This is a genomic window from Brevibacillus ruminantium (assembly GCF_023746555.1).
Classification (GTDB): Bacteria; Bacillota; Bacilli; order Brevibacillales; family Brevibacillaceae; genus Brevibacillus; species Brevibacillus ruminantium.
This window is the reverse complement of the sequence record NZ_CP098755.1, coordinates 1,064,626-1,084,633: the sequence shown is the minus strand read 5'-3', so window position 1 is coordinate 1,084,633 and position 20,008 is coordinate 1,064,626. Positions and strand designations below refer to the sequence as shown.

The 20,008-nt window shown below is 52.8% G+C and carries 20 protein-coding genes and 1 riboswitch; of the genes, 10 read left to right on the top strand and 10 right to left on the bottom strand.

The window, feature by feature from the left end:
- Nucleotides 1-198: 198 nt before the first annotated feature.
- From proB to NDK47_RS05240, 6 genes are all read left to right on the top strand, one after another.
- Nucleotides 199-1,314 carry a glutamate 5-kinase gene (proB, locus tag NDK47_RS05265; protein ID WP_251873816.1) on the top strand — a complete coding sequence of 372 codons (1,116 nt, stop codon included), beginning with the start codon at nucleotides 199-201 and terminating at the stop codon, nucleotides 1,312-1,314.
- Nucleotides 1,315-1,371: 57 nt separating this feature from the next.
- The gene (locus NDK47_RS05260; protein ID WP_251873815.1) at nucleotides 1,372-2,643 is read left to right on the top strand and encodes a glutamate-5-semialdehyde dehydrogenase; all 1,272 of its coding nucleotides are present in this window, start codon (nucleotides 1,372-1,374) and stop codon (nucleotides 2,641-2,643) included.
- Nucleotides 2,644-2,735: 92 nt separating this feature from the next.
- Nucleotides 2,736-3,578 (top strand): pyrroline-5-carboxylate reductase, encoded by an 843-nt coding sequence (proC, locus tag NDK47_RS05255; protein ID WP_251873814.1) that lies wholly within the window; start codon nucleotides 2,736-2,738, stop codon nucleotides 3,576-3,578.
- Nucleotides 3,579-3,674: 96 nt separating this feature from the next.
- The gene (locus NDK47_RS05250; protein ID WP_251873813.1) at nucleotides 3,675-4,484 is read left to right on the top strand and encodes a nucleoside/nucleotide kinase family protein; all 810 of its coding nucleotides are present in this window, start codon (nucleotides 3,675-3,677) and stop codon (nucleotides 4,482-4,484) included.
- Nucleotides 4,485-4,604: 120 nt separating this feature from the next.
- Complete coding sequence (locus tag NDK47_RS05245) at nucleotides 4,605-4,919, top strand: ferritin-like domain-containing protein (RefSeq protein WP_251873812.1); 315 nt, start codon at nucleotides 4,605-4,607, stop codon at nucleotides 4,917-4,919.
- A 15-nt stretch (nucleotides 4,920-4,934) separates the two neighbouring features.
- A complete protein-coding gene (locus NDK47_RS05240) occupies nucleotides 4,935-5,267 on the top strand; it encodes a spore coat protein (protein WP_251873811.1) in 333 nt (110 codons plus the stop codon).
- Between the two features lie 46 nt (nucleotides 5,268-5,313).
- Here the strand turns inward: NDK47_RS05240 and NDK47_RS05235 are convergent, their stop codons facing one another.
- Nucleotides 5,314-6,768 carry an aminotransferase-like domain-containing protein gene (locus NDK47_RS05235; protein WP_251873810.1) on the bottom strand — a complete coding sequence of 485 codons (1,455 nt, stop codon included), beginning with the start codon at nucleotides 6,766-6,768 and terminating at the stop codon, nucleotides 5,314-5,316.
- A gap of 152 nt (nucleotides 6,769-6,920) precedes the next feature.
- On the opposite strand from NDK47_RS05235, the gene NDK47_RS05230 reads away from it, so the two are divergent.
- Together NDK47_RS05230 and NDK47_RS05225 are read left to right on the top strand one after the other, a co-directional pair.
- Nucleotides 6,921-7,544, top strand: a complete 624-nt coding sequence (locus tag NDK47_RS05230) for a LysE/ArgO family amino acid transporter (protein ID WP_251873809.1) — start codon at nucleotides 6,921-6,923, stop codon at nucleotides 7,542-7,544.
- Nucleotides 7,545-7,639: 95 nt separating this feature from the next.
- A complete protein-coding gene (locus NDK47_RS05225) occupies nucleotides 7,640-8,029 on the top strand; it encodes a cupredoxin domain-containing protein (RefSeq protein ID WP_251873808.1) in 390 nt (129 codons plus the stop codon).
- A gap of 57 nt (nucleotides 8,030-8,086) precedes the next feature.
- On the opposite strand, the gene NDK47_RS05220 is transcribed toward NDK47_RS05225, so the two are convergent.
- The 4 genes from NDK47_RS05220 to panE form a co-directional block, all read right to left on the bottom strand.
- Nucleotides 8,087-9,274 (bottom strand): MFS transporter, encoded by a 1,188-nt coding sequence (locus NDK47_RS05220; protein ID WP_251873807.1) that lies wholly within the window; start codon nucleotides 9,272-9,274, stop codon nucleotides 8,087-8,089.
- Nucleotides 9,275-9,353: 79 nt separating this feature from the next.
- Nucleotides 9,354-9,608, bottom strand: a complete 255-nt coding sequence (locus NDK47_RS05215) for a hypothetical protein (RefSeq protein ID WP_251873806.1) — start codon at nucleotides 9,606-9,608, stop codon at nucleotides 9,354-9,356.
- A gap of 738 nt (nucleotides 9,609-10,346) precedes the next feature.
- Nucleotides 10,347-11,282 carry a 4-hydroxy-3-methylbut-2-enyl diphosphate reductase gene (locus tag NDK47_RS05210; protein ID WP_251873805.1) on the bottom strand — a complete coding sequence of 312 codons (936 nt, stop codon included), beginning with the start codon at nucleotides 11,280-11,282 and terminating at the stop codon, nucleotides 10,347-10,349.
- 73 nt (nucleotides 11,283-11,355) lie between these two features.
- A complete protein-coding gene (gene panE, locus NDK47_RS05205; protein ID WP_251873804.1) occupies nucleotides 11,356-12,285 on the bottom strand; it encodes a 2-dehydropantoate 2-reductase in 930 nt (309 codons plus the stop codon).
- Between the two features lie 224 nt (nucleotides 12,286-12,509).
- On the opposite strand from panE, the gene glnA reads away from it, so the two are divergent.
- Both glnA and NDK47_RS05195 read left to right on the top strand, forming a co-directional pair.
- Nucleotides 12,510-13,928 carry a type I glutamate--ammonia ligase gene (gene glnA, locus NDK47_RS05200; protein ID WP_251873803.1) on the top strand — a complete coding sequence of 473 codons (1,419 nt, stop codon included), beginning with the start codon at nucleotides 12,510-12,512 and terminating at the stop codon, nucleotides 13,926-13,928.
- Nucleotides 13,929-14,099: 171 nt separating this feature from the next.
- Nucleotides 14,100-15,371 carry an MFS transporter gene (locus NDK47_RS05195; RefSeq protein WP_305883373.1) on the top strand — a complete coding sequence of 424 codons (1,272 nt, stop codon included), beginning with the start codon at nucleotides 14,100-14,102 and terminating at the stop codon, nucleotides 15,369-15,371.
- A 141-nt stretch (nucleotides 15,372-15,512) separates the two neighbouring features.
- Here NDK47_RS05195 and NDK47_RS05190 read toward each other — a convergent pair whose 3' ends face one another.
- The 5 genes from NDK47_RS05190 to NDK47_RS05170 all read right to left on the bottom strand — a co-directional run bounded on the left by NDK47_RS05190 (nucleotide 15,513) and on the right by NDK47_RS05170 (nucleotide 19,781).
- Nucleotides 15,513-16,430 (bottom strand): energy-coupling factor ABC transporter ATP-binding protein, encoded by a 918-nt coding sequence (locus NDK47_RS05190; protein WP_251873802.1) that lies wholly within the window; start codon nucleotides 16,428-16,430, stop codon nucleotides 15,513-15,515.
- Entirely contained in the window at nucleotides 16,427-17,218 is a 792-nt protein-coding gene (gene cbiQ / locus NDK47_RS05185; protein WP_251873801.1) for a cobalt ECF transporter T component CbiQ, read from the bottom strand. Before cbiQ ends, NDK47_RS05190 begins: the two co-directional genes overlap by 4 nt.
- Complete coding sequence (locus NDK47_RS05180; protein ID WP_251873800.1) at nucleotides 17,215-17,499, bottom strand: energy-coupling factor ABC transporter substrate-binding protein; 285 nt, start codon at nucleotides 17,497-17,499, stop codon at nucleotides 17,215-17,217. The genes cbiQ and NDK47_RS05180 overlap by 4 nt, the downstream gene beginning before the upstream one ends.
- 3 nt (nucleotides 17,500-17,502) lie before the next feature.
- Nucleotides 17,503-18,261: an energy-coupling factor ABC transporter permease gene (locus NDK47_RS05175; RefSeq protein ID WP_251873799.1), complete on the bottom strand. Its 759-nt coding sequence runs from the start codon at nucleotides 18,259-18,261 to the stop codon at nucleotides 17,503-17,505.
- Between the two features lie 171 nt (nucleotides 18,262-18,432).
- Nucleotides 18,433-18,626: riboswitch (cobalamin riboswitch) on the bottom strand.
- 66 nt (nucleotides 18,627-18,692) lie between these two features.
- Nucleotides 18,693-19,781: a quinone-dependent dihydroorotate dehydrogenase gene (locus NDK47_RS05170; protein ID WP_251873798.1), complete on the bottom strand. Its 1,089-nt coding sequence runs from the start codon at nucleotides 19,779-19,781 to the stop codon at nucleotides 18,693-18,695.
- Nucleotides 19,782-20,008: the final 227 nt, after the last annotated feature.

Here is a 20,008-nt window from a genome sequence, read left to right as displayed (position 1 = left end):
CCCAGAGCGGCTAGGGATGACCTGGACAGGTTTCTTTCACCTGTTACAAAAGAAAGAGAGCTGGACGATCTGTGAGCGTAAAGGATGCTCCTGTCGTCAAGTAAGGTGGTACCGCGAAGGTAAATGATACCCTTTCGTCCTTATTTCGAGGAACGAAAGGGTTTTTTATTTTTTTTTGACGAATGAGGAGGCAAGACGATGAACAAGAGAAAGATGCGACTGGTCGTAAAGGTGGGCAGCAGCTCGCTGGCTGCGCTTGGAGGCGGCTGCGACCCCGGCAAGATGTCCTTGCTCGTCTCCGCAGTCAACCAGCTTCGGCAAGCAGGCCATCAGGTCGTGTTGGTCTCTTCGGGAGCGGTTGCCAGCGGATTTAAGGGACTGGGCTATCAACAACGGCCACGGACTCTTGCGGCCAAACAGGCTGCAGCGGCGATCGGGCAGAGTTTGTTGATGCAAACATACACACAGCTTTTTGGCGCTCATGGGATCACAATTGCGCAAATATTATTGACACGCAGTGATTTTTCCCATCGCGGCCGTTACCAGCATGCTTTCCAGACCCTCTCGCTGCTGCTGGAGAAAACGGTGCTGCCGATCATTAACGAGAACGACACGGTTTCGGTTGAGGAGCTGACCTTTGGCGACAACGACATGCTGGGTGCTTTGGTGGCCGGACTGGTCCACGCCGATCTCTATCTGATCCTGACCGACACCGACGGACTGTACGACAAAGACCCGCGCACCCATAAAGACGCTGTGCGCATCCCGTACCTCTCGTCGATCACGGAAGACGTGGAGGAGCTGGCCGGCGGGGCTTCTGAGCTGGGCACGGGCGGTATGCGCTCCAAATTAATCGCAGCAAAAACAGCCCAGCAGCTGGGCGTCCCCAGCTTTATCGGACATCTGGGAGAGCCGGGTGACCTGCTCGCTGTTTTGGCAGGGCAAGGCAAAGGCACGTATGTCGACTACAAAGCAGAGAAGCAAAAGCGCTCCCTCCCCACCCTGCCCACACGCAAGCAATGGATTGCGGTGCACTCCCCGGTACGGGGACGGATCACGGTTGACGGCGGGGCAGCGGAAGCCATTTTAAAGAATCGCGGCAGTCTGCTGGTAGCCGGAGTCGTCGATGTGGACGGATCCTTCTTGCAAGGTGAAGTCATTGATGTGTTTTATGATGGCAGCCTGATCGGCCGAGGTGTCAGCCGTTACGACGCGAGCGAGCTGCAACTGCTGCTGTCCCCGCATCAAGACGGGAAGCCAAGCGGAACGGTGATTCACCGGGATCAATGGACCGAAGCCAGCTTCCTCGCGTAACGCCGCTGCAAAAGAGACGATGAAATATCGTGCGAAGCACATTGGGGGATGAGAAAAATGGAACAACTCATAAAAGAGCAAACACTGGAACAAATGAAACGGGCCAAACAGGCTTCACGGCGCTTGTCACTTTTGACACAGAAAGAAAAAGACCGAGCGCTGTACGAAATCGGAAAGCAACTGCTGCAAAGCCAAGAGACGATTTTGGCGGCAAACCAGCAGGACCTGATGCGGGCCGAGCAGGACGGCCAGCCCGCTTCTTATCTGGACCGGCTTCGTCTGACTCCAGAGCGGCTGCAGGATTTGGTCGACAGTCTGCACCAGTTGGCAGAGCAAACCGATCCGGTCGGAGAAGTAATCACAAGCTGGACCCGGCCCAACGGACTGATAATCGAGCAGGTACGCGTTCCGCTCGGTGTGATCGGAATGGTCTATGAGGCAAGGCCCAATGTAACGGTTGACGCGGCCGCAATCGCCCTGAAGACTGGCAATGCCATCGTGCTTCGCGGCAGCAGAAGCGCACTGGAGAGCAATCTCGCACTCACCGCGTGCATCCGTCAAGCATTGACAGAAACTGGTCTGCCGGAAGAGGCGGTTCAGTACCTCCCCTACCCTGACCATGCAGTTGTCGACGTCTTATGTACCGCCAATGCGCTGATCGATGTGATCATTCCCCGCGGCGGCGCCAATTTGATTCAGCGAGTCCTGCGGACCTCTACCGTCCCGGTTTTGGAAACGGGCGTCGGTAATTGTCACGTATTTATCGATAAGACAGCCGCCTATGACATGGCTGAGGCCATCATCCTGAATGCCAAAACCAGCCGGCCAGGTGTTTGCAATGCCGCTGAAACCCTTTTGCTGCACAAAGACTGGCCACAGGAACAGCAAGCTGCCCTGCTCTCTCGCCTGCTGACGGCCGGGATCGCGCTGCGTGCTTGCGAGAAGACGCGCACCCTTCATCCTGAGCTGGCTGAACGGCTGGCGATCGCTTCCCCTGAGGATTGGGACACCGAATATCTCGAACTGACGCTTGCCGTCCGCACCGTTGACAGCCTGGATGACGCGCTCGAGCATATCAGCATTCACGGTACCGGACACTCCGAAGCGATTATCGCCGAGGATGCCCAGAGAGCACAGCGATTCCTTTCTGGCGTGGACGCTGCTGCGGTGTACCACAATGCCTCCACCCGCTTTACCGATGGTGGTGAATTCGGATTCGGGGCAGAGATCGGCATCAGCACCCAGAAGCTCCACGCACGCGGACCGATGGGATTGATTGCGATTACGACGAGCAAATACTTGGTCCGGGGCTCCGGACAGATTCGTTAAAAGCTCACTACTGCCAACGGGCTTGGCTCCCCTGATTCGTTCTTGTTGCGAAAAAGAAGGTCTGGGCTCGTAGAAATAAAGGAGGATTCAGCATGAGTAGCCACACCATCAACCTGCAGACGATGCGCATCGGTTTTCTCGGCGCTGGCTCAATCGTCGAAGCCATGCTGTCCGGGATTGGAAAAAACTGTTTACTTGCACCGGATAGAATCATCGTCACCAATCGCTGCGATCAGGAGCGGCTGGACTTCTTGGCGAAGAAATTTGGCATCACCGCTTCTGCTGACAAGGAAAAAGTGATTGCCGAATCCGACATCCTGATTTTGGCCATGAAGCCAAAGGATGCAGCCGAAGCCTGCCTCAACCTAAAAGGCCTAGTGAGGAAGGAGCAGTTGATTATCTCCGTAATCGCCGGTGTCGCAACCTCTTGCATCGAGGAGTGGCTGGGCATCAATTGTCCGATCGTCCGAACCATGCCCAACACCTCGTCTGCCATCGGTTTGTCGGTCACCGGTTTGGCCGCCAATTCGTTCGTGACCGCTGAGCAATTGCAGGCCGCCACTCTCCTCTTCGAAGCGATCGGTTCTGTCTATACCGTTGCGGAGGAGGAGCTGGACATCATTACGGGTCTTTCCGGAAGCGGTCCCGCCTATATTTACTACCTGGTGGAAGCGATGGAGGGCGCCGGTGAAGAAGCTGGCCTGTCGCGCGAGATGGCCCGCCAGCTTACCGTCCAGACGCTCCTGGGAGCTGCCCAGATGTTGCTCCATTCCGCAGATGAACCGTCGCTTTTGCGTAAAAAAGTAACCAGTCCGGGCGGAACCACGCAGGCAGGATTAGAGGTGCTGGAATCCTATCGGTTTCAACAAGCCATTGTTTCAGCGGTGCATCGTGCTGCCGAACGGGCCAGAGAGCTCGGGGCGCAGTACCGCTAAACCGTACCTTCATACAAGGGAATCCCATTACCAGCTCCTGCTTCCCTCCACTTTCGTGTATACTGGTAAAAACATGTCCAAGCAAGGAGAGTACCCATGGAGATCTACGCCCTTTACGGAACAAGCGGAACCGGGAAAAGCACCAGCGCTCTCCAGCTTGCCCACCAACTGGAGATCGATGCCATCATCGATGACGGGATACTGATCTATCAAGGACGTAAGCTGGCAGGAACTTCTGCCAAGTATGAAAAGACAAAAATTCAGGCCGTCAAACGGGCGATTTTTCATTACCAGGAGCACGCTGATGAAGTGCGGAAGGTCATTGAGATGACGCAGCCCGGGCGGATTTTGATTTTGGGCACATCCCGCCGGATGATCTCGCGGATCATCGAAGCCTTGTCCCTGCCTGAGCCTGTTCGCTTCATCCCGATCGAATCGATCAAGCCGCAGCAGGAGATTGAAGCGGCCCGATACATTCGCGAGACAATGGGCAAGCACGTGATTCCGATCCCCCGGGTGGAAGTGGAAAAAGACTTGCTGCAGCGCCTGATTGCATCAGCTCAACAGATTTTCTCTCCCAAAAAGGAAGTTATCGGGGAAACCACGGTCGTCCATCCTTCCTTTGCCGGGGGACGCATTATCATCCATCCGCAGGTCCTGCGAAAAATCGTACAGGTGACGTGTGGCCGTTTCCCCGCCATTACCCAGATTCACAAAACCACGTACACCTTTGAGGATTTGCCGCGCCTGACGGTTGCCCTGTCGGTGAAGGTTGGCTTTGGCACCGCCATTCCCCCGCTGGTCGAGCAGGTGCAAATGGCACTTCATGAGGAAGCGACATACTGTTTAAATATTGCTCCTGCAAGCATCGACATTAAAATTACCGGGATAGAACTCGTCAAATAACCGGCTGAAGGCTTATCCCTTTGGCCGGTTATTTTTACTGCCACATATAGCGGATAATCCAAACTCTGTTGCCCATGCTAAACATGTGTAGCCCATCAACAGGATGAAAGGAGCACACCTATGCCTGCCACCATTTCTTCTACCCTGCAATCGCAAGTACCGATCCCTCAGCCGCCCCGTGTTATCACAACCAAAGACTGCAGCTATCTGAAGGACGCCCTTTCCTGGGAGCTCTTGGCCTTCAAAAAGTTTCACTTCTACGCGCAGCAGGTAACGGACCCAGAGGTGAAGCAAGCGTTGGAAAAAGCCGGTCAGATGCACCAGCAGCATTACCAGAAGCTGCTTGCTCATCTGCAGGTGAACAACACAGCGGCGATGGCAACCATCCCGCAGACACAAATGCAGTCCCAGCAACAGCAAAACCAGGCTCAGTAAAGGGAGGGGAACCTGATGCCAAACCAAAATCAGATCGCTAACCCACATACGGGACAGCTCCCGCAGGTAAAAGGTCCTCAGATGAATGACCGGGACTTTCTCAATGACGGACTGGCTACATGCAAATACCTGACTGACAGCCTCAATGTTGCTGTACGGGAGGCAAGCCATCAGCAGTTGTACGCGGATATGCTGCAAATCCTGACACAGACGCACCAGAGCGCCCGTGAGATGTACGACTTGATGTTTCGAAAGGGCTGGTACAAGCTGGAAGCAGAAGAACAGCAAAAGCTGCAGCAGGCTCACCAGCAATTCAGCGGTTACTCTACTCAGTTTCCTTACCATTGATGGGGATATGCACAGGGACATCCAGCCCAAAGCCGGATGTCCCTTTTTACGCACGGAGCAATTGTGACAATTCATACAGTGCTGATTCCAACTCTTCCTCTGAGGCGTAAGCATACGAGATACGGAGATGCCAGGAATCGGCGTAGTCGTAGATGTATCCAGGGTTCAGCAAAATTCGCTTGGCCAGCGCGCGGGAAAATAATGATTTCATGGATGTTGCCTGCTTCAGACGCAGCCAGATATAAAAGCCGCCCTTCGGCTCCTGCCATTCCGCTATATCGGAAAACCAGCGCTGAAGAGTTTTCATGGCAATCGCCCTGCGCTTGCAAAGGGACGCTCTGATGTCTTGCAAATGCCGTTCGTAACGCCCTTCCCGCAGCCATTCGGCCGCCACCAGTTGTGAAAAGGCACTGGTGCCGTAGTCTGTCTGCATCTTTACATCTGCCAGCCGCTCGATCACGGGCTGAGGACCGACAATCCAACCGATGCGAAGGCCCGGACTCAAGGTTTTGGACAAGCTGCCCACATACAGAACCAGCCCGTGATGATCCATTGCTTTCAACGGGAAAGGCGCTGGTTCATCCAGCCACAGCTCCCCGTATGCATCATCCTCTAATATCGGCAACCGCTCCCTTTCACAAATGGCCATGACCTGCCGCCTTCTCTCCTCTGACATCAGCGTACCGGTCGGGTTGTGAAACGACGGGATCGTATAGAGAAGCGCCGCATCCCGCATTTGCTTTTGTCTGGCCAAAGTCTCAGGCCGAATCCCTTGTTCATCCATGGGCACTCCGTGCAGACGCATGCGCGATGTCTGAAAGACTGAGAGAGAATACAGATAGGACGGACGTTCCAGCAAAATTCCGGAGCCCTGGCGCAATATCCCCTGGGAAATAAGCTGCAAGGCTTGCAGGGCACCTGACACGATGAGGATTGAGTCAGGCGGCGCCTCAATTCCTCTTGTCCGCAAATGTGCACTGACCGCCTCCCTTAGCGGCAGCCAGCCTTTTGGTTCCGAATATCCAAGATGGAGAAGCTTCCCCTGCAGCGAGCCGAGAATTTCCTCCATTTCCCGATAAGGCAAGAGTGCAGGTGTCAGCTCTCCTGTCCCCAATCGGATGATGGATGGATCGTTTTCATAGGTATTGATCGCCTGGACCGTTTGTGAATTGGCCGGATGCTCGCCCATTTGCACATAGCTCATCCAATCAGGAGGAGCAGCAGAAGCGAGAAGCGACCATGTATTATTGCTGACAATCGAGCCGCTCCCCGCAACCGTTTCGATCAGGCCTTCTGCCTTCAGCTCATCCAACGCTGTAATTACGGTGCTGCGGTTGACCCCCCAAGTATCGGCCATGGCTCTCTGCGTTGGCAGGCGGCTGTGGACCGGCCAGTCCCCACTGGCAATTTTTTCTTTTATATACTCGATTATCTGCACATAAACCGGTTGATCCGCATTCTTGTCCGGCTTCCAATCTGCCGGAAGGCCCGCTTTCAGCATATCTTATCATCCCTCCTCCCCATTTTCCCTTTTTTTGATGTGTCATGAGATTGGTTGGGTAATAGGTAGACCAATTGGCTGGAGACTTGTCGTACATTTTCATGTACCCTGATGGTTGTAATTGAGGTTGTTTTGAAAAGGAGGTTCCCCTCATGTGGGAAGCAATGGCACATGGATTCATGCTCGCACTCGGCCTTATTTTGCCGCTTGGTGCACAAAATGTTTTTGTATTCAATCAGGGCGCCGTACAACCTACCCTCTGGCGGGCATTGCCTGTCGTGATTACAGCCGCTCTTTGCGACACCCTGCTGATATTGCTGGCCGTGCTGGGTGTTTCTCTGGTCGTACTTACCTTTGCCTGGTTAAAAACCATTCTGTTTGCGGTCGGTGTCTGTTTTCTGACCTACATGGGCTTCATTACCTGGCGAAGCAAGCCGACTATCGACAAACAGGAAGCGGAGCGCTTCACACCACGACGCCAGATCGTCTTTGCCGCTTCGGTATCCCTGTTAAATCCGCACGCGATTCTGGATACAATCGGGGTCATCGGCACCAGCTCTCTTCAGTATTCAGATTCACTCAAATGGGGGTTCGCCCTCACCTGCATCCTGGTCTCGTGGCTGTGGTTCCTTTCACTCGCCATCGTTGGCAGAGGAGCCGGTCGTCTTGACCCATCGGGAAAATTGCTCCGGGGCATGAATATCATTTCCGCCCTGATCATTTGGGCAATTGCCTTGTACATGGCGACGTCGCTGCTGGGTGAGTTGTTCTTCTAAACCGGAACAGATCGCTTGTTTATCCCAATCAGGTCCAGGGCAGGATATTAGTAGCATCTCTACGAATATCCTGCTCGCGAAGGAGCTGAAGGGACATGACACGTCAACGGTTCAGACTGCTACGCTATCCATTTCTTGCGTTGGCGCTGATTTTGGGACTGCTCGTCATTCATCACCAATACTGGATGTCTGCCGCTCCCGCATCTGTCCAGCGGATGCAAACCGTCACGATCTCCAATGCCGGTTTTTTACCCAATAAGCTGACGGCTCGAAAAGGCGAGATCGTCTCCCTAACCATCATCAATACAGATATCCGTCCCCACAACCTGGTTATCCAGGAGCTCAACGTATCGTCAATTGATTTGAAACCAAGCCAATCAACGACTTTGCAGTTCGCTGCTGCCAAGGAAGGTCAATTTCCCTTTGTCTCAAATACACCAGGGTACCCGGAAACAGGGTATCAAGGCATTCTGATCATCAATTAGAAGTTTGCGTCTCACGCAAAGGCTCCCCCGTCTTTCCGGGCTGAGGCTGCCGTTTGTTCAAGACTGGCTGCTCGGAGCAAAGACCTGCTGCTTCCAGGGACCATAGCGAATCACGAGCAAAGGCACCAATCCGACCAGGGTCACAATCCCAAAGAATAAATACGTCTCCAGAATGGATGCAGCGTCTTTGATCATGCCGCCGACGAGATTGCACGTCATGGCCCCGAGTCCGTTGCCAACGGAAACAAACAAGGACAAGGCCGTTACTTGCAACGAGGCTGGGGTATTATCCCGGACAAACTGGGAAGCTGTCGCCAGGTAAAAGCCGACGGACAGACCCTGCATGAAAAAGAACGCGATGACCCAGCTCGTCCCTGGAGCAGAGCTGTACCACAGCCAGCGCATGGCCGAAACCGAAGCTGCCAGGATAATCGTCAGTTCCAAACCGTAGCGTCTTACAATATAACCGGCGATCTTCATAAAGGGCGCTTCACTGCCGGCGAAAAGCATGAAAGCCAGCCCTACCCCTGCAATGGAGCCGCCGATATGTTGGTAGTAGAGAGAAAACCAGATATTATGTGCGTTAATCGCCCCGTAAATGAAGAAGGACGCCACCAGAAAAAGGACGTACCGGGGCAGCTTCAACAGTTCTTTCACTCCCTGCAGCATGCCCACTTTGATGCGGGCTCCCGGCTCGAGGTAATCCGGTATTTTTCTCAAAAAGAGTCCTGCCAGCAGCAAGGCCGTACAGTAGGAGAGAAAAATACTGGAGATTCCCCATTTCTCCAGTGCAATGCCTGTCAGCAAAGCTGCCAGAGCAAATCCGACTGCTCCCCAAAGACGAATATCCCCAAACTGGAGGTTATGCTGTTTGGCATACCCTAGAGCCATGCTGTCCGAGATTGGAACCAGCGCACTTTGGAAGATGGACAGGAGGATGTACAACAGAAAGACAAACGCAAACGTAGAGATGGCTGGGAAAAAAAGTCCCAGCAGGCCCGAGATGAGCAGTGTGACCATCAGGACGGGTTTGCGTATATGAAACCGGTCGCAGATCATTCCCCAGATTGGCTGTGTGATCATCGAGACTACTGGCGTCACGGCGCTGATGATGCCGATCTGGGTGCCCGATAGCTGAATGGATTGATAATACTGGGTAATCAGCGGATAAAACGCTCCGTATGCGTAGTAGATAAACAGATAGAGCGCGCTCAGACTGATGTGCCGACCAGCGTTGCCTTTCATAGGGTCCTCCTTCGTGATTTGGCGAAAAATATGCGGAAAATTTGGATGTTTTTTTCTGTCTTTCAGTCTATTTGATTGTTCACCTGCTTTGAGGCAGCCCCTGACTCTGTTCGCGATACGGTGCTGCGGTGAGAAGAATCATGTTTCCCTGCTCAGCTCCGTATTCCGCCCTGCAGGGAGGATTCACTGTCCGCTCCACAGCGTCTGGCGGGGGTCCGCAAAAGCAGTAACGCTTCGGGGTCATCCCAAGGTTGCGGCCCTGTTTCCCGCCAGCCGCTGCTCCGCTGAGCTGGGCTACACAGTCGCACCGCAGGGAAACATGATTCTTCTCCATACATACTGCTTCTTCGTGTTTTTTATAATGATGGAAAGAAAGGGAATTTTTGCTTAAATGCAGATCGTTTTTCGTTTTTCATGAAAAGGTAGGCTATTATGAATGAAATCCAGGATCAATATTGATAAAATTCAGGATCATTGAAGTTGAATAGCTTACGACACCTCTGTTTGACACAGATGAAAGGCTCAATCAATCATATTACCCGTCCACGAATGATCATTTTTTCACCTTTGAACGAGCATATGTATAATTGTATACCTCGAATAACACTGTTCTTTATCGCTTTCATTTTGCTTACATAGTTATTATCATCTTTGTTTGACCTGGGTTTTGATCTTTGTGATCCTCAATTCTTTCATCATTGTTCCACCTACACGTTTTTAAAAAGCCCGGTATCGTGAAGAAGCATGTTTCCCTGCGGTGCGACTGTGGAGCCCTGCCCCAGCGGAGGGGGGATTCGCGGGAAAAAGGAGCGCAACCTTGGGATGACGTCGAAGCGATGCGGCTTTTGCGTCTCCCCCGCGAATCCCCCAGGAGCGGACAGTCCATACATCTATGCGGGCGGAATACGGAGCTGAGCAGGGAAACATGCTTCTTCTCACCACTGCTCCGCTCTTATTCAATCGGCATAAAGTTAGTCAGTTATTACTATCGCTTAGAGGATGGAGAATTCCTAAAAAGTTCTGTCTGACCAAGAAAAGACGAGCGTATGCTCGCCTTTTTTCGTGGTCAACCCTATTTTACAGATGGGAGAATCTTCTCCATATTGACGGTTCTCTTCTTTTCCCAGGTCTCTGGCTTCTCCTCGTCATACTGCTCCAGAAACTGAATGACTTCCTTCGTCAACGGTGTCGGAGTAGATGCACCTGAGGTGACAGCTACTTTCTTTTTCCCCTTCAGCCACTCCAGATCCAGTTCTGACAAATCTGCGATACGGTACGCGGGTACATCGGCAATCTCGAAAGCGACTTGCGCCAAACGGTTGGAGTTGTTGCTGCGCGGGTCGCCGACGACAATCGTCAAATCAGCCTCTCCTGCTTGCTCGGCTACAGCCTCCTGCCGCACCTGTGTGGCCAGGCAAATCTCGTTGTGTATCTCCACCCGCGGAAAGCGTTTGACGATGGCATCCATCAGGTGCTTGACATCCCATTGACTCATCGTTGTCTGATTGGTGACGATCAGCTTTTCATGCGGGACGGACAACGCTTCAACCTCCGCAACGGTTTGAACGAGATGAACCCGATCCGGGGCAATCCCGATCGCTCCCTCCGGTTCCGGATGGCCTTTTTTGCCAATGTAGATGACATGGTAGCCATCTGCAACCTTTTCCCGGATCAAATCATGCGTTTTTGTCACGTCCGGGCATGTCGCATCCACGACGGTCAATCCTTTTTCACTCGCCTTTTTACGAACCTCCGGCGAAACACCATGGGCCGTAAAAATGACGGTTCCTTCGTCTATTTGATCCAAGAGGGCAAGACGATCTTCCCCATCCAGGGTTTTGACGCCCATTTTCTCAAAAGACTCCACAACATGAGCATTGTGCACAATCATTCCCAAAATGTGAATGGGACGAGGCAAATCAAAGTTTTGGGCTGTTTTCAGCGCGAGTACCATGGCGTCAACGACACCATAGCAATAGCCGCGGGGGGAAATCTTGATGACTTCCACAAATACCCCTCCTCAATAAGAAAACTTGGCTTCGCTCAGTTTTTGGCGTGGCCACTCCTGCACCCATTATACCTTATTTGTCTGCCGCCCGCTTCAATTCATACACCTTTAGATTATTGTACACGACCTTCAGCAGCGGCACCGCTACTCCCAATTGATCCGCTTTCTGGATGAGGTAGCCCTGCAGATGGTCTGCCTCCACTTCCAATCCCTTCTCCATATCGCGAAGCATGGAAGCTTTCATGCCATAGCCTTGGTTCATAAATATCTTCATTTGCTTGTCCACAATGTCTGTGTCGATCGGGGCCCCGATCTTTCGCATGACAGACGCGCTTTCTTCAGACAGTTGCCGTGTCAGCTCCAGTCCGTAGACGGCCTCGCGAATCGGCCCGACAGCAGAATTCATCAGGGTCGTAATCCCGGACAGCGTCGTAATGAACAGGTATTTCTGCCACATATCGCGCTGGATGTCTGCACTGGTCCGGATCGTAGCCTTCGTGCCGGCGAATGTTTCTTTCAGCAGGTGAATGCGCTCGCTTTCACCGCCACTCCACTCGCCAAACACTGCTTCATGTGTCTGGCTGGTCTGAACCACATCTCCGTCGCTGTTTAACGTGGTTTCGATGAAGCACAGGCCGCCCAGAACGCGCTCACGTCCGAATCGCTCCCACAGCTGCTCCATATGGGCAATACCGTTGAGCAGGGGCAGAATCATGGTATTTTCCCCGACATAAGGAGCGATCGACTCCATGCTGTCCGACAGGTGGTAGGCTTTGTTGGAAAGCAGGATGACATCATAGGTCCCTGTTTCTTCGCCTGCCACGATGAGCTGCGGCTCTTGAAGATGGATATCTCCGTGCACACTCTGTACCCGCAATCCTCTTTCACGCAATTGCTCTCTTCTTCTCTCTCTCACCAGAAAGGTAACATCTTTTCCAGCCTCAGCCAATCGCGCGCCAAAATAACCGCCTACCGCCCCGGCTCCCAGAATCAACACTTTCATCGAAAACCCTCCACCCTTTTGTTCAAAATAGTTTGTCTATATTGTACAAAAAAGGAACCGAAGACAAAACCCTGCAATATCATGTTAGAAATACTGACATACAATGTAATAAAACCTCTTGACGCTTTTGCCCTTCAAATTCTATAATCACAAATAGAAAAGTGAAACAAAGTCGCACGTTACGGTAATTACCTAAATAAACATTCGTGATTGGAGTGGTCTGTGTGGATTTGAAAAGCGTATTATCCCTTGTTGAAGTGGAGAATGTTGAATATGTTGATTTTCGCATCGTAGACTTGCTTGGCCGTCAACACCATGTCACTATTCCTGCCTACGCTGTAGACGAGGACACTTTCACGAATGGTGTTGCTTTTGATGGCTCCAGCCTGATTGGCTACAAGGGAATCGAAGAAAGTGACATGGTGGCGTTGCCTGACCCATCCAGCGCCTTCCTCGATCCATTTGTCGAAGCCAAAACATTAAACATAGTCTGCAACATCTACAATCCCGATGGTACGCCCTATGCCCGTGACCCACGCGGTATCGCTCTGAAAGCAGAGGCCTACCTGGAGCAGCTAGGCATTGCCACCTCCGCTTATTTTGGCCCGGAATCGGAGTTCTTCCTGTTCGACCACGTCCGTTACGCTTCTGGTCCAACCGGCTCCTTTTTTCACATCGATTCCGAGGAAGCGTACTGGAATACCGGCAAGGAAGGGAAAAATCTCGGTTATAAAGTGGCTAACAAGGGCGGATATTTTCCCGTTCAACCAACGGACTCTCAGGCAGACATCCGAAACGAAATGTGCTCCTTGCTCACACAGGCCGGGCTCAAAGTGGAGCGTCATCACCATGAGGTAGCCACTGCCGGTCAGGGAGAGATCAACTTCCGTTTTGACACACTGACGCGGACCGCTGACAACCTGCTTTTGTTCAAATACATTGTGCGGAATGTAGCGGCCAAGCATGGGAAAACAGCCACCTTCATGCCGAAGCCAATCGTCGGCGACAACGGCAGCGGTATGCATGTCCATCAAAGCCTCTTTCAAGGCGATACCCCGCTGTTCTATGAAAAAGGCGGCTATGCCAACTTAAGTGAAATGGCTCTCCACTACATTGGCGGTATCCTGTACCATGCGCCTGCGCTGATCGCGCTGACCAATCCCAGCACCAATTCCTTCAAGCGCCTGGTGCCGGGCTATGAAGCACCGGTAAATCTGGTCTTCTCCAAAGGAAATCGTTCGGCAGCCGTGCGGATTCCGGTAGCGGCTGTGACTCCGAAGGCCTCCCGGATTGAATTCCGCACGCCTGACTCCACAGCCAATCCGTATCTCGCTTTCGCCGCCATGCTGATGGCCGGACTGGATGGAATCAAACGCAAGCTGGACCCGCGTGAGCTGGGCTACGGTCCGCTTGACAAAAACATTTACGACCTCTCCCCTGCAGAAAAAACAGACATCAAGAGCGCACCGGGCTCGCTTTCGGAAGCATTGACCGCTTTGGAGAACGACAGTGACTTCCTGCTGGAGGGCGATGTCTTTATCCGCGAAGTAATCGATGCCTGGATCGAGCGGAAGCGCAGTGAGATTCAACAGGTGGAACGCACTGTCAATCCGAAGGAATACGAGCTGTACTACGATCTGTAAAAACCTCTTCCTCTCTCGTCCTGTCTTTGCGCTGATAAAAATCTCGCTTGGCGCAAGCGGCCGGGCGAGGCTTTTTTTTGCCAAGTATAGCGATCCTTTTGGTTGTGTATAAAAAGAACAGAACAACCCACAATATGATCGATGCAAAGATAACCCTCGGAGGGAAGCCTGGTGCAGTCTGACAAAACATTGGATCTCATCTCTGTCGCATCCATTCCCCTGATCATGACCCTGGGCAATTCGATGCTGATCCCGATCTTGCCTACCCTGCAAACAAAACTGGGCGTCTCTTCCTTTCAAATCAGCATGATCATTACGGTTTACTCCGCCGTAGCAATTGTGCTTATCCCGCTTGCCGGCTACCTCTCCGACCAGTTCGGAAGGAAAAAGGTCATTGTCCCCAGTCTGATCATTACCGCCCTGGGAGGATTGATCTCTGGAGTGTCTGCCATGATGTTTCAGGATTCCTACTGGTTGATTTTGCTGGGAAGGATGCTGCAGGGCGCAGGTGCTGCCGGTTCTGCTCCGATCGTCCTGCCACTGATTGGAGACATGTTTTACAGGGAGGAGGAGGTCAGCAGCGGACTTGGCGTGATCGAGACAGCCAATACCTTTGGCAAAGTGCTGAGCCCGATACTGGGAGCCTTTCTGGCAACGTTCCTGTGGTATCTCCCCTTTTTGGCCATCCCTGTTTTCAGTGCCATATCAATCCTGCTGGTCCTCTTTTTATTAAAATCGCCCAAACAGCAAACGCCCAAAAAGTTTGGCGTTTTTCTCCACGATGTCCGAGAAATTTTCAAGCAAAAGGGAAAATGGCTGTTGGCCGTCTTCACCCTGGGCGGCATCTGCATGTTTGTCCTTTTTGGTGTGCTGTTTTACCTGTCCACCACGCTGGAAGAGAAGTACGGGATCGACGGTGTCGTGAAGGGACTGCTTCTGGCGATCCCGCTCGGGGCCTTGTGCATTGCCTCTTATCTTACTGGCAAGTTCATCGGGGACAAAAAGAAGCTGATGAAGTGGCTGACGTTTACAGGCTTGCTGTTCGCTGCGCTGGCTGTCTTTCTGGCTGGTTATGTAGCGACCCTCTCTTTTTTGATCCTGATCCTCGTAGCGGCAGGCGTAGGGATTGGCGCCTCGCTGCCGTGTCTGGACGCCTTCATTACCGCAGGCATTGAAAAAGAACAGCGCGGGACGATCAGCTCGCTTTACAGCAGTATGAGATTTATCGGTGTCGCTGCCGGTCCGCCCGTTGTTTCCGTATTGATGGGGGGTTCTCCCTTTGTTTTGTTTGGGTTGTTGGCTGGACTTACTCTCTTGGGAGCGATTGTGGGTCTGTTTGCCATCAGGCCGAAGACCAACGGCAAGGAGGAAGGGAGGGAATCGATGAAACAATTGATATGGCGTGATTTGTTTAAAGGCAAACCGCGAAACAAAGCGCGCTAAAACAGTATAAGGAAAAACTTGGTTTATCGCCAAATCCAATAGCGAAAGCCTTAGTTTTTCTTTCCGAAAGTACAAAAAATCCCCCGCTGGTGGCTCCCTTGCGAAAAAAGGAATCAAAAAGGGGGGATGGCAACATTTGCATTACTTTTGCATGACAACACTTTCGTACCGGTCAGCTTGGTTGGAAACAGCTCGCAATCTCGCCGCCAGCTCTGCGGAGGTTCGGGGAATACAGTCCGCATCCACCTGTTCCCGCAAAGCATCAGGCAGAGCCTGCCAGACCTCGTATACAGCCGGTATCCTGAGCTGCAGTCCTGCCAGTCTGTCCCTGTCGGAGAATACAGCTTCCGGCACTCCTTCCAGCACCAGCTGTCCTTTTTCCATGACAAATATCCAGTCTGCCCACGCAAAGGCAAGGTCAACATCATGTGTAGCCATGAGAATCGTAGTGCCAGCAGTATGAATCCGCTCCAGCTCCTGGACAAAGCTCTGCGTTTGTCCCTGGTCTAAGTAAGCCGTCGGTTCATCCAGCAAAAGCAGCTCCGGCTCCATCACCATTACACCTGCAAGGGCGACTCGCCGTTTCTGTCCCAAACTTAGATGATGCAGGGGCATTTCTGCCCACTCCGTCATTTGGAAGCGCTCCATCACGCCCTCCAGCTTCTCACGGATCATCGCATCGGGCAGCTTCAGATTGCATAAGCCGTAGGAGAGGTCCTCTGCTACTGTCGTCGCAATCAGCTGCTGTTCCGGGTCCTGAAATACCAGACCGATTCTCTGCTTCAATGCAAACAGGGAGGCGCGGTCATTTCCGATCGGACTCCCTTTCCACAGAACTTCTCCGTGCTGCGGCCGGAGAATGCCGTTTGCATGCAAAAACAGCGTGGATTTTCCACAGCCGTTGTGACCCAGCAGTACGCATTTTTTCCCCTGCGGTACTGTCAACGAAAGGCCGCTCAGCGCGGGGTGACCCGCTCCCGGATATGTGTAGCGGACGTCCGAGAATCGCAGCAGCTCGGTTGTCTCACTGGCAGTCGCTTTGGCATTCACATCTTTCATCCCCCTGTCCACCATTCCAGCATGAGCAGCAGCAATAAACCAGCCACCGCCTCCGATTCATATCTTTTGGAACGGACATGCGTGGAATAGCCGATCACCCGGAAATCATCGAGAAATCCTCTGGCCGTCATGCTGATGTACATCTGTCGATAGCGGATCATCGAACGGGTGAACAACTGAAAGACCAATCTCCCTGCATCCTTCAGCGTTTCACTCAGCCCGCCATGCCCTCCTCTTGCCTTCTGCGCCGTCCACATCTGCTCTGCAGTCTCCAGCAGGACAAAGACAAAGCGATACATGATCATCATCAGATCGGTCAAAATGGAGGGAACTCCTATTTTTCGCAGTACCTGCAGAATTTCGGCAAACGGAACGGTAAAGAGCAGAAAGGAAAAGCAGGAAAGCGCGGTTAGCGATCTCGCTGCCAGAATCCCTACTCTTGTCAGTCCAGCCTCTGTCACATAGAAGACCCAGCCTCCAAGCTGCCAGCTTGCCCAGACACTGTCTGTCGGGCTCCATTCCTGCCCCCCTGCAATTTCAATGAGCAGCGCAGGCGCTCCTGCCAGCAAAAAGGCCAGCGATGCACTCACAACCAGGACATAGATCCGCCAGGGCACACGGGCATACACCGTAATCCAGAGGCTCATCCAGACGAAAAGCAGGGCCTGAACCAGCGGATGACTGACAAGCGCCAGCACCAGCGCCCCGATGGCGAACAGCAGCTTGTGCACGGGCGGAAGATTGCGCAGTCTGCTTCCGTATGCCAGCGTGTCAATGCGTCCAATCATTCTTTCCCATTTTGGAGCCGGCCGCGGTACACTCCGATGGCATAACCGATCACACCCGCGCCAAGAGCGGCCTGCAGAGCAAATAACAAGCTCTCTGTTTCACCGCCAGGAGGCTCCAGCAGAGGTTGGAACCACGGCTCATAATCGGGAGCCATTTCCGTTATCGCTTCCTCCGCCGCGCCATCTGCCCCGGCGAATTCGGAATCCTTTACCAATACCAGCGGAACGACGGCAAGAACGGCGACCAACAGCAGCAGCACCCAGTTTGTCCAACGCTTCACCGCTTAGCCCTCCTTTTTCAGCAGCCTGAGCTGCGTCAGTTCTTGACCATTGTACGCCTGAAGCCAATTCCATACGAGCACGGTAAGCAGCCCCTCACTGATCGCCAGCGGCACTTGTGTGAGAGCAAAAATTCCGGCAAATTTGGCAAAGGAAGCGGCGATTCCGCCTGAGGCAGCCGGAAAAGCCAATGCCAACTGAACAGAGGTAACCAGATAGGTGCTCAGATCAGCCAGTGCAGCAGCCAGGAAAATGCCGATCTTTTGTTTGCCCAGTCTGCCTGCCACCAATCGATAGACACCGTAGGCGACAACCGGTCCGACGACGGCCATGGAGAAGGCGTTGGCTCCCAGCGTAGTCAACCCGCCGTGGGCCAGCAAAAGCGCCTGAAAGAGCAGTACCAGGCTGCCCAAAACCGCCATCACCCATGGGCCAAACAAAATGGAGCCCAGGCCCGTACCGGTCGGGTGCGAGCTGCTGCCCGTCACCGAGGGAATTTTCAGCGCTGACAGCACAAAAGCAAATGCCCCGGCTACGCCCAAAAGCAGCTTAAACTCCGGGCGTTCCTTGACAATTCGCCGAATGGAGCGCAAACCCAGGAAAAAGAATGGCAGAAACGCAGCCCACCAAAACAGCGACCACCCTACCGGCAAGTATCCCTCCATGATATGCATGGCATGTCCGGTTTCCGGCGTATTCAGCAAAAAATAGATCATCAAGCCGGCAATCAACAGAAAACTTGATCGTGTCCGTCTCCCTTTCATCCAGAACCCTCCCTCTTTTGCATTTTATTTCACTCTTTTGCACCGCAAGTCCACAAAGCTGTGGTTGCATCAAAAAAGCTCACCCGGAACGGATGAGCTGGCACACCACAACAAACGACACTTTGGGACAGTCGTTTTTGTCTCGGCTCACCTCTCCTTTCCTCGAAGGCATTTTGGGTGTGCAGCTAGGTAGGTCTCCTGGCTTCCGGATCAACACGCTCTTTTTGCCTTCCCCATCGGATCGATGAGTGGCTGCAGGATAAAAGAGCATTCCCCTGGTTACAGTGGCGGGACCGCTCGGGATTTGCACCCGATTCCCTGTTACCCCTTATCAAGATAAGGGCACCTGTCTGCATAGATTCAGTTGTCTTTTTCCGAAAATTCGTAGTTGATTGCTCTATTATATACGATCCCTTGCAAAAGAAAAAGGATCAACGAGCATCTGCACCGATGGCTTCTTTCACATGGGAAAAGCCATCGCGTTCCAGCAGGCGAAGCAGTTGTTTATTAATCGTTTTGACGATCGCGGGTCCCTGGTAGATCATGCCCGAGTACACCTGAACCAGGCTGGCGCCAGCGCGAATCTTGCGGTACGCATCCTCGCCTGTAAAGATGCCGCCTACCCCGATAATTGGAACCCTGTCGCCCACTTCCTGATAGATTTCTTTTACCCAAGCCGTCGCTCTCTCCTCCAGCGGCCTGCCGCTGAGTCCGCCTGCCTCATCGGCACGGGGATGGTCTTGTACGGCCTCGCGGGAGAGCGTCGTATTGGTCGCGATAATCCCGGAGAGACCTTCCTCCACGGCTGCCTGAACGACATCGCGCATCTGCTCGTCTGCCATGTCTGGCGCTACCTTCAACAGGATCGGTTTGGCAGCGACTCCGCGGCCCTGCAGCTCTGCCGCTTTCTCCCGGATGGCCCGGATCAAAGCACGCAAACTCTCCGTCTCCTGCAAATCGCGCAGATTGGGTGTGTTGGGCGAGCTGACGTTGATCACAAAATAGTGACCATAGGGATACAGCATGTCCAGACATTTGCTGTAATCCTGGGCTGCCTCTTCATTTGGCGTGATCTTGTTTTTCCCGAGATTGATCCCGATCGGAACATCCGCATAGGCGTAATCAATCAGGTTTTGGGAGGCCAGATACGCTCCCAGATTATTGAACCCCATTCGGTTGATGATCGCTTGATGCTCCATCAGCCGGAACAACCGGGGCTGTGGATTCCCTGGCTGTCCCTGGGGAGTAATCGTTCCTACCTCTACAAAGCCAAAGCCCAAAGCAGCAAGGGCGTGATAAACTTCTGCATTTTTGTCAAAGCCGGCTGCCAGCCCGACAGGATTGGGAAATTTCAATCCCCAAATCTGATTCTCCAGGCGCTGGTCGCGAACCTGGTACATCATTTTCAACAAACTTTTCGCTGCAGGCGACTTTTCCACCATTTTGAGGAGATGGACGGTTTTTTCATGAACCTCTTCCGCGTCCATCTGAAACAGGAATTTCCGCACTAGTTGATACATCGCTGCACTCCTCACTGCGTTTATTCTGCCTAGTAGCATATCACATTTTTGGAGAGAGGCGAACAAAATGAGAGATTCTTTTTTCACTTGGCAGAGATTGCTTGATTCTCCCCTCCCGAACAACGCCCTGGCCGATGTCACCGTAAGCGTAACTCTGGTCGATTCAGGAAGATGAAACTGGATTGGTATCAATAACCGGATTTGACTGAGAATATAAATAACTGCCT

What these genes read in the sequence shown, in the direction of transcription:
- proB (WP_251873816.1), top strand. Translation starts at nt 199, where the DNA reads ATGAACAAGAGAAAGATGCGACTGGTCGTAAAGGTGGGCAGCAGCTCG.
- NDK47_RS05260 (WP_251873815.1), top strand. Translation starts at nt 1,372, where the DNA reads ATGGAACAACTCATAAAAGAGCAAACACTGGAACAAATGAAACGGGCC.
- proC (WP_251873814.1), top strand. Translation starts at nt 2,736, where the DNA reads ATGAGTAGCCACACCATCAACCTGCAGACGATGCGCATCGGTTTTCTC.
- NDK47_RS05250 (WP_251873813.1), top strand. Translation starts at nt 3,675, where the DNA reads ATGGAGATCTACGCCCTTTACGGAACAAGCGGAACCGGGAAAAGCACC.
- NDK47_RS05245 (WP_251873812.1), top strand. Translation starts at nt 4,605, where the DNA reads ATGCCTGCCACCATTTCTTCTACCCTGCAATCGCAAGTACCGATCCCT.
- NDK47_RS05240 (WP_251873811.1), top strand. Translation starts at nt 4,935, where the DNA reads ATGCCAAACCAAAATCAGATCGCTAACCCACATACGGGACAGCTCCCG.
- NDK47_RS05235 (WP_251873810.1), bottom strand. Translation starts at nt 6,768, where the DNA reads ATGCTGAAAGCGGGCCTTCCGGCAGATTGGAAGCCGGACAAGAATGCG.
- NDK47_RS05230 (WP_251873809.1), top strand. Translation starts at nt 6,921, where the DNA reads ATGTGGGAAGCAATGGCACATGGATTCATGCTCGCACTCGGCCTTATT.
- NDK47_RS05225 (WP_251873808.1), top strand. Translation starts at nt 7,640, where the DNA reads ATGACACGTCAACGGTTCAGACTGCTACGCTATCCATTTCTTGCGTTG.
- NDK47_RS05220 (WP_251873807.1), bottom strand. Translation starts at nt 9,274, where the DNA reads ATGAAAGGCAACGCTGGTCGGCACATCAGTCTGAGCGCGCTCTATCTG.
- NDK47_RS05215 (WP_251873806.1), bottom strand. Translation starts at nt 9,608, where the DNA reads ATGGAGAAGAATCATGTTTCCCTGCGGTGCGACTGTGTAGCCCAGCTC.
- panE (WP_251873804.1), bottom strand. Translation starts at nt 12,285, where the DNA reads ATGAAAGTGTTGATTCTGGGAGCCGGGGCGGTAGGCGGTTATTTTGGC.
- NDK47_RS05190 (WP_251873802.1), bottom strand. Translation starts at nt 16,430, where the DNA reads ATGAAAGATGTGAATGCCAAAGCGACTGCCAGTGAGACAACCGAGCTG.
- cbiQ (WP_251873801.1), bottom strand. Translation starts at nt 17,218, where the DNA reads ATGATTGGACGCATTGACACGCTGGCATACGGAAGCAGACTGCGCAAT.
- NDK47_RS05175 (WP_251873799.1), bottom strand. Translation starts at nt 18,261, where the DNA reads ATGAAAGGGAGACGGACACGATCAAGTTTTCTGTTGATTGCCGGCTTG.
- NDK47_RS05170 (WP_251873798.1), bottom strand. Translation starts at nt 19,781, where the DNA reads ATGTATCAACTAGTGCGGAAATTCCTGTTTCAGATGGACGCGGAAGAG.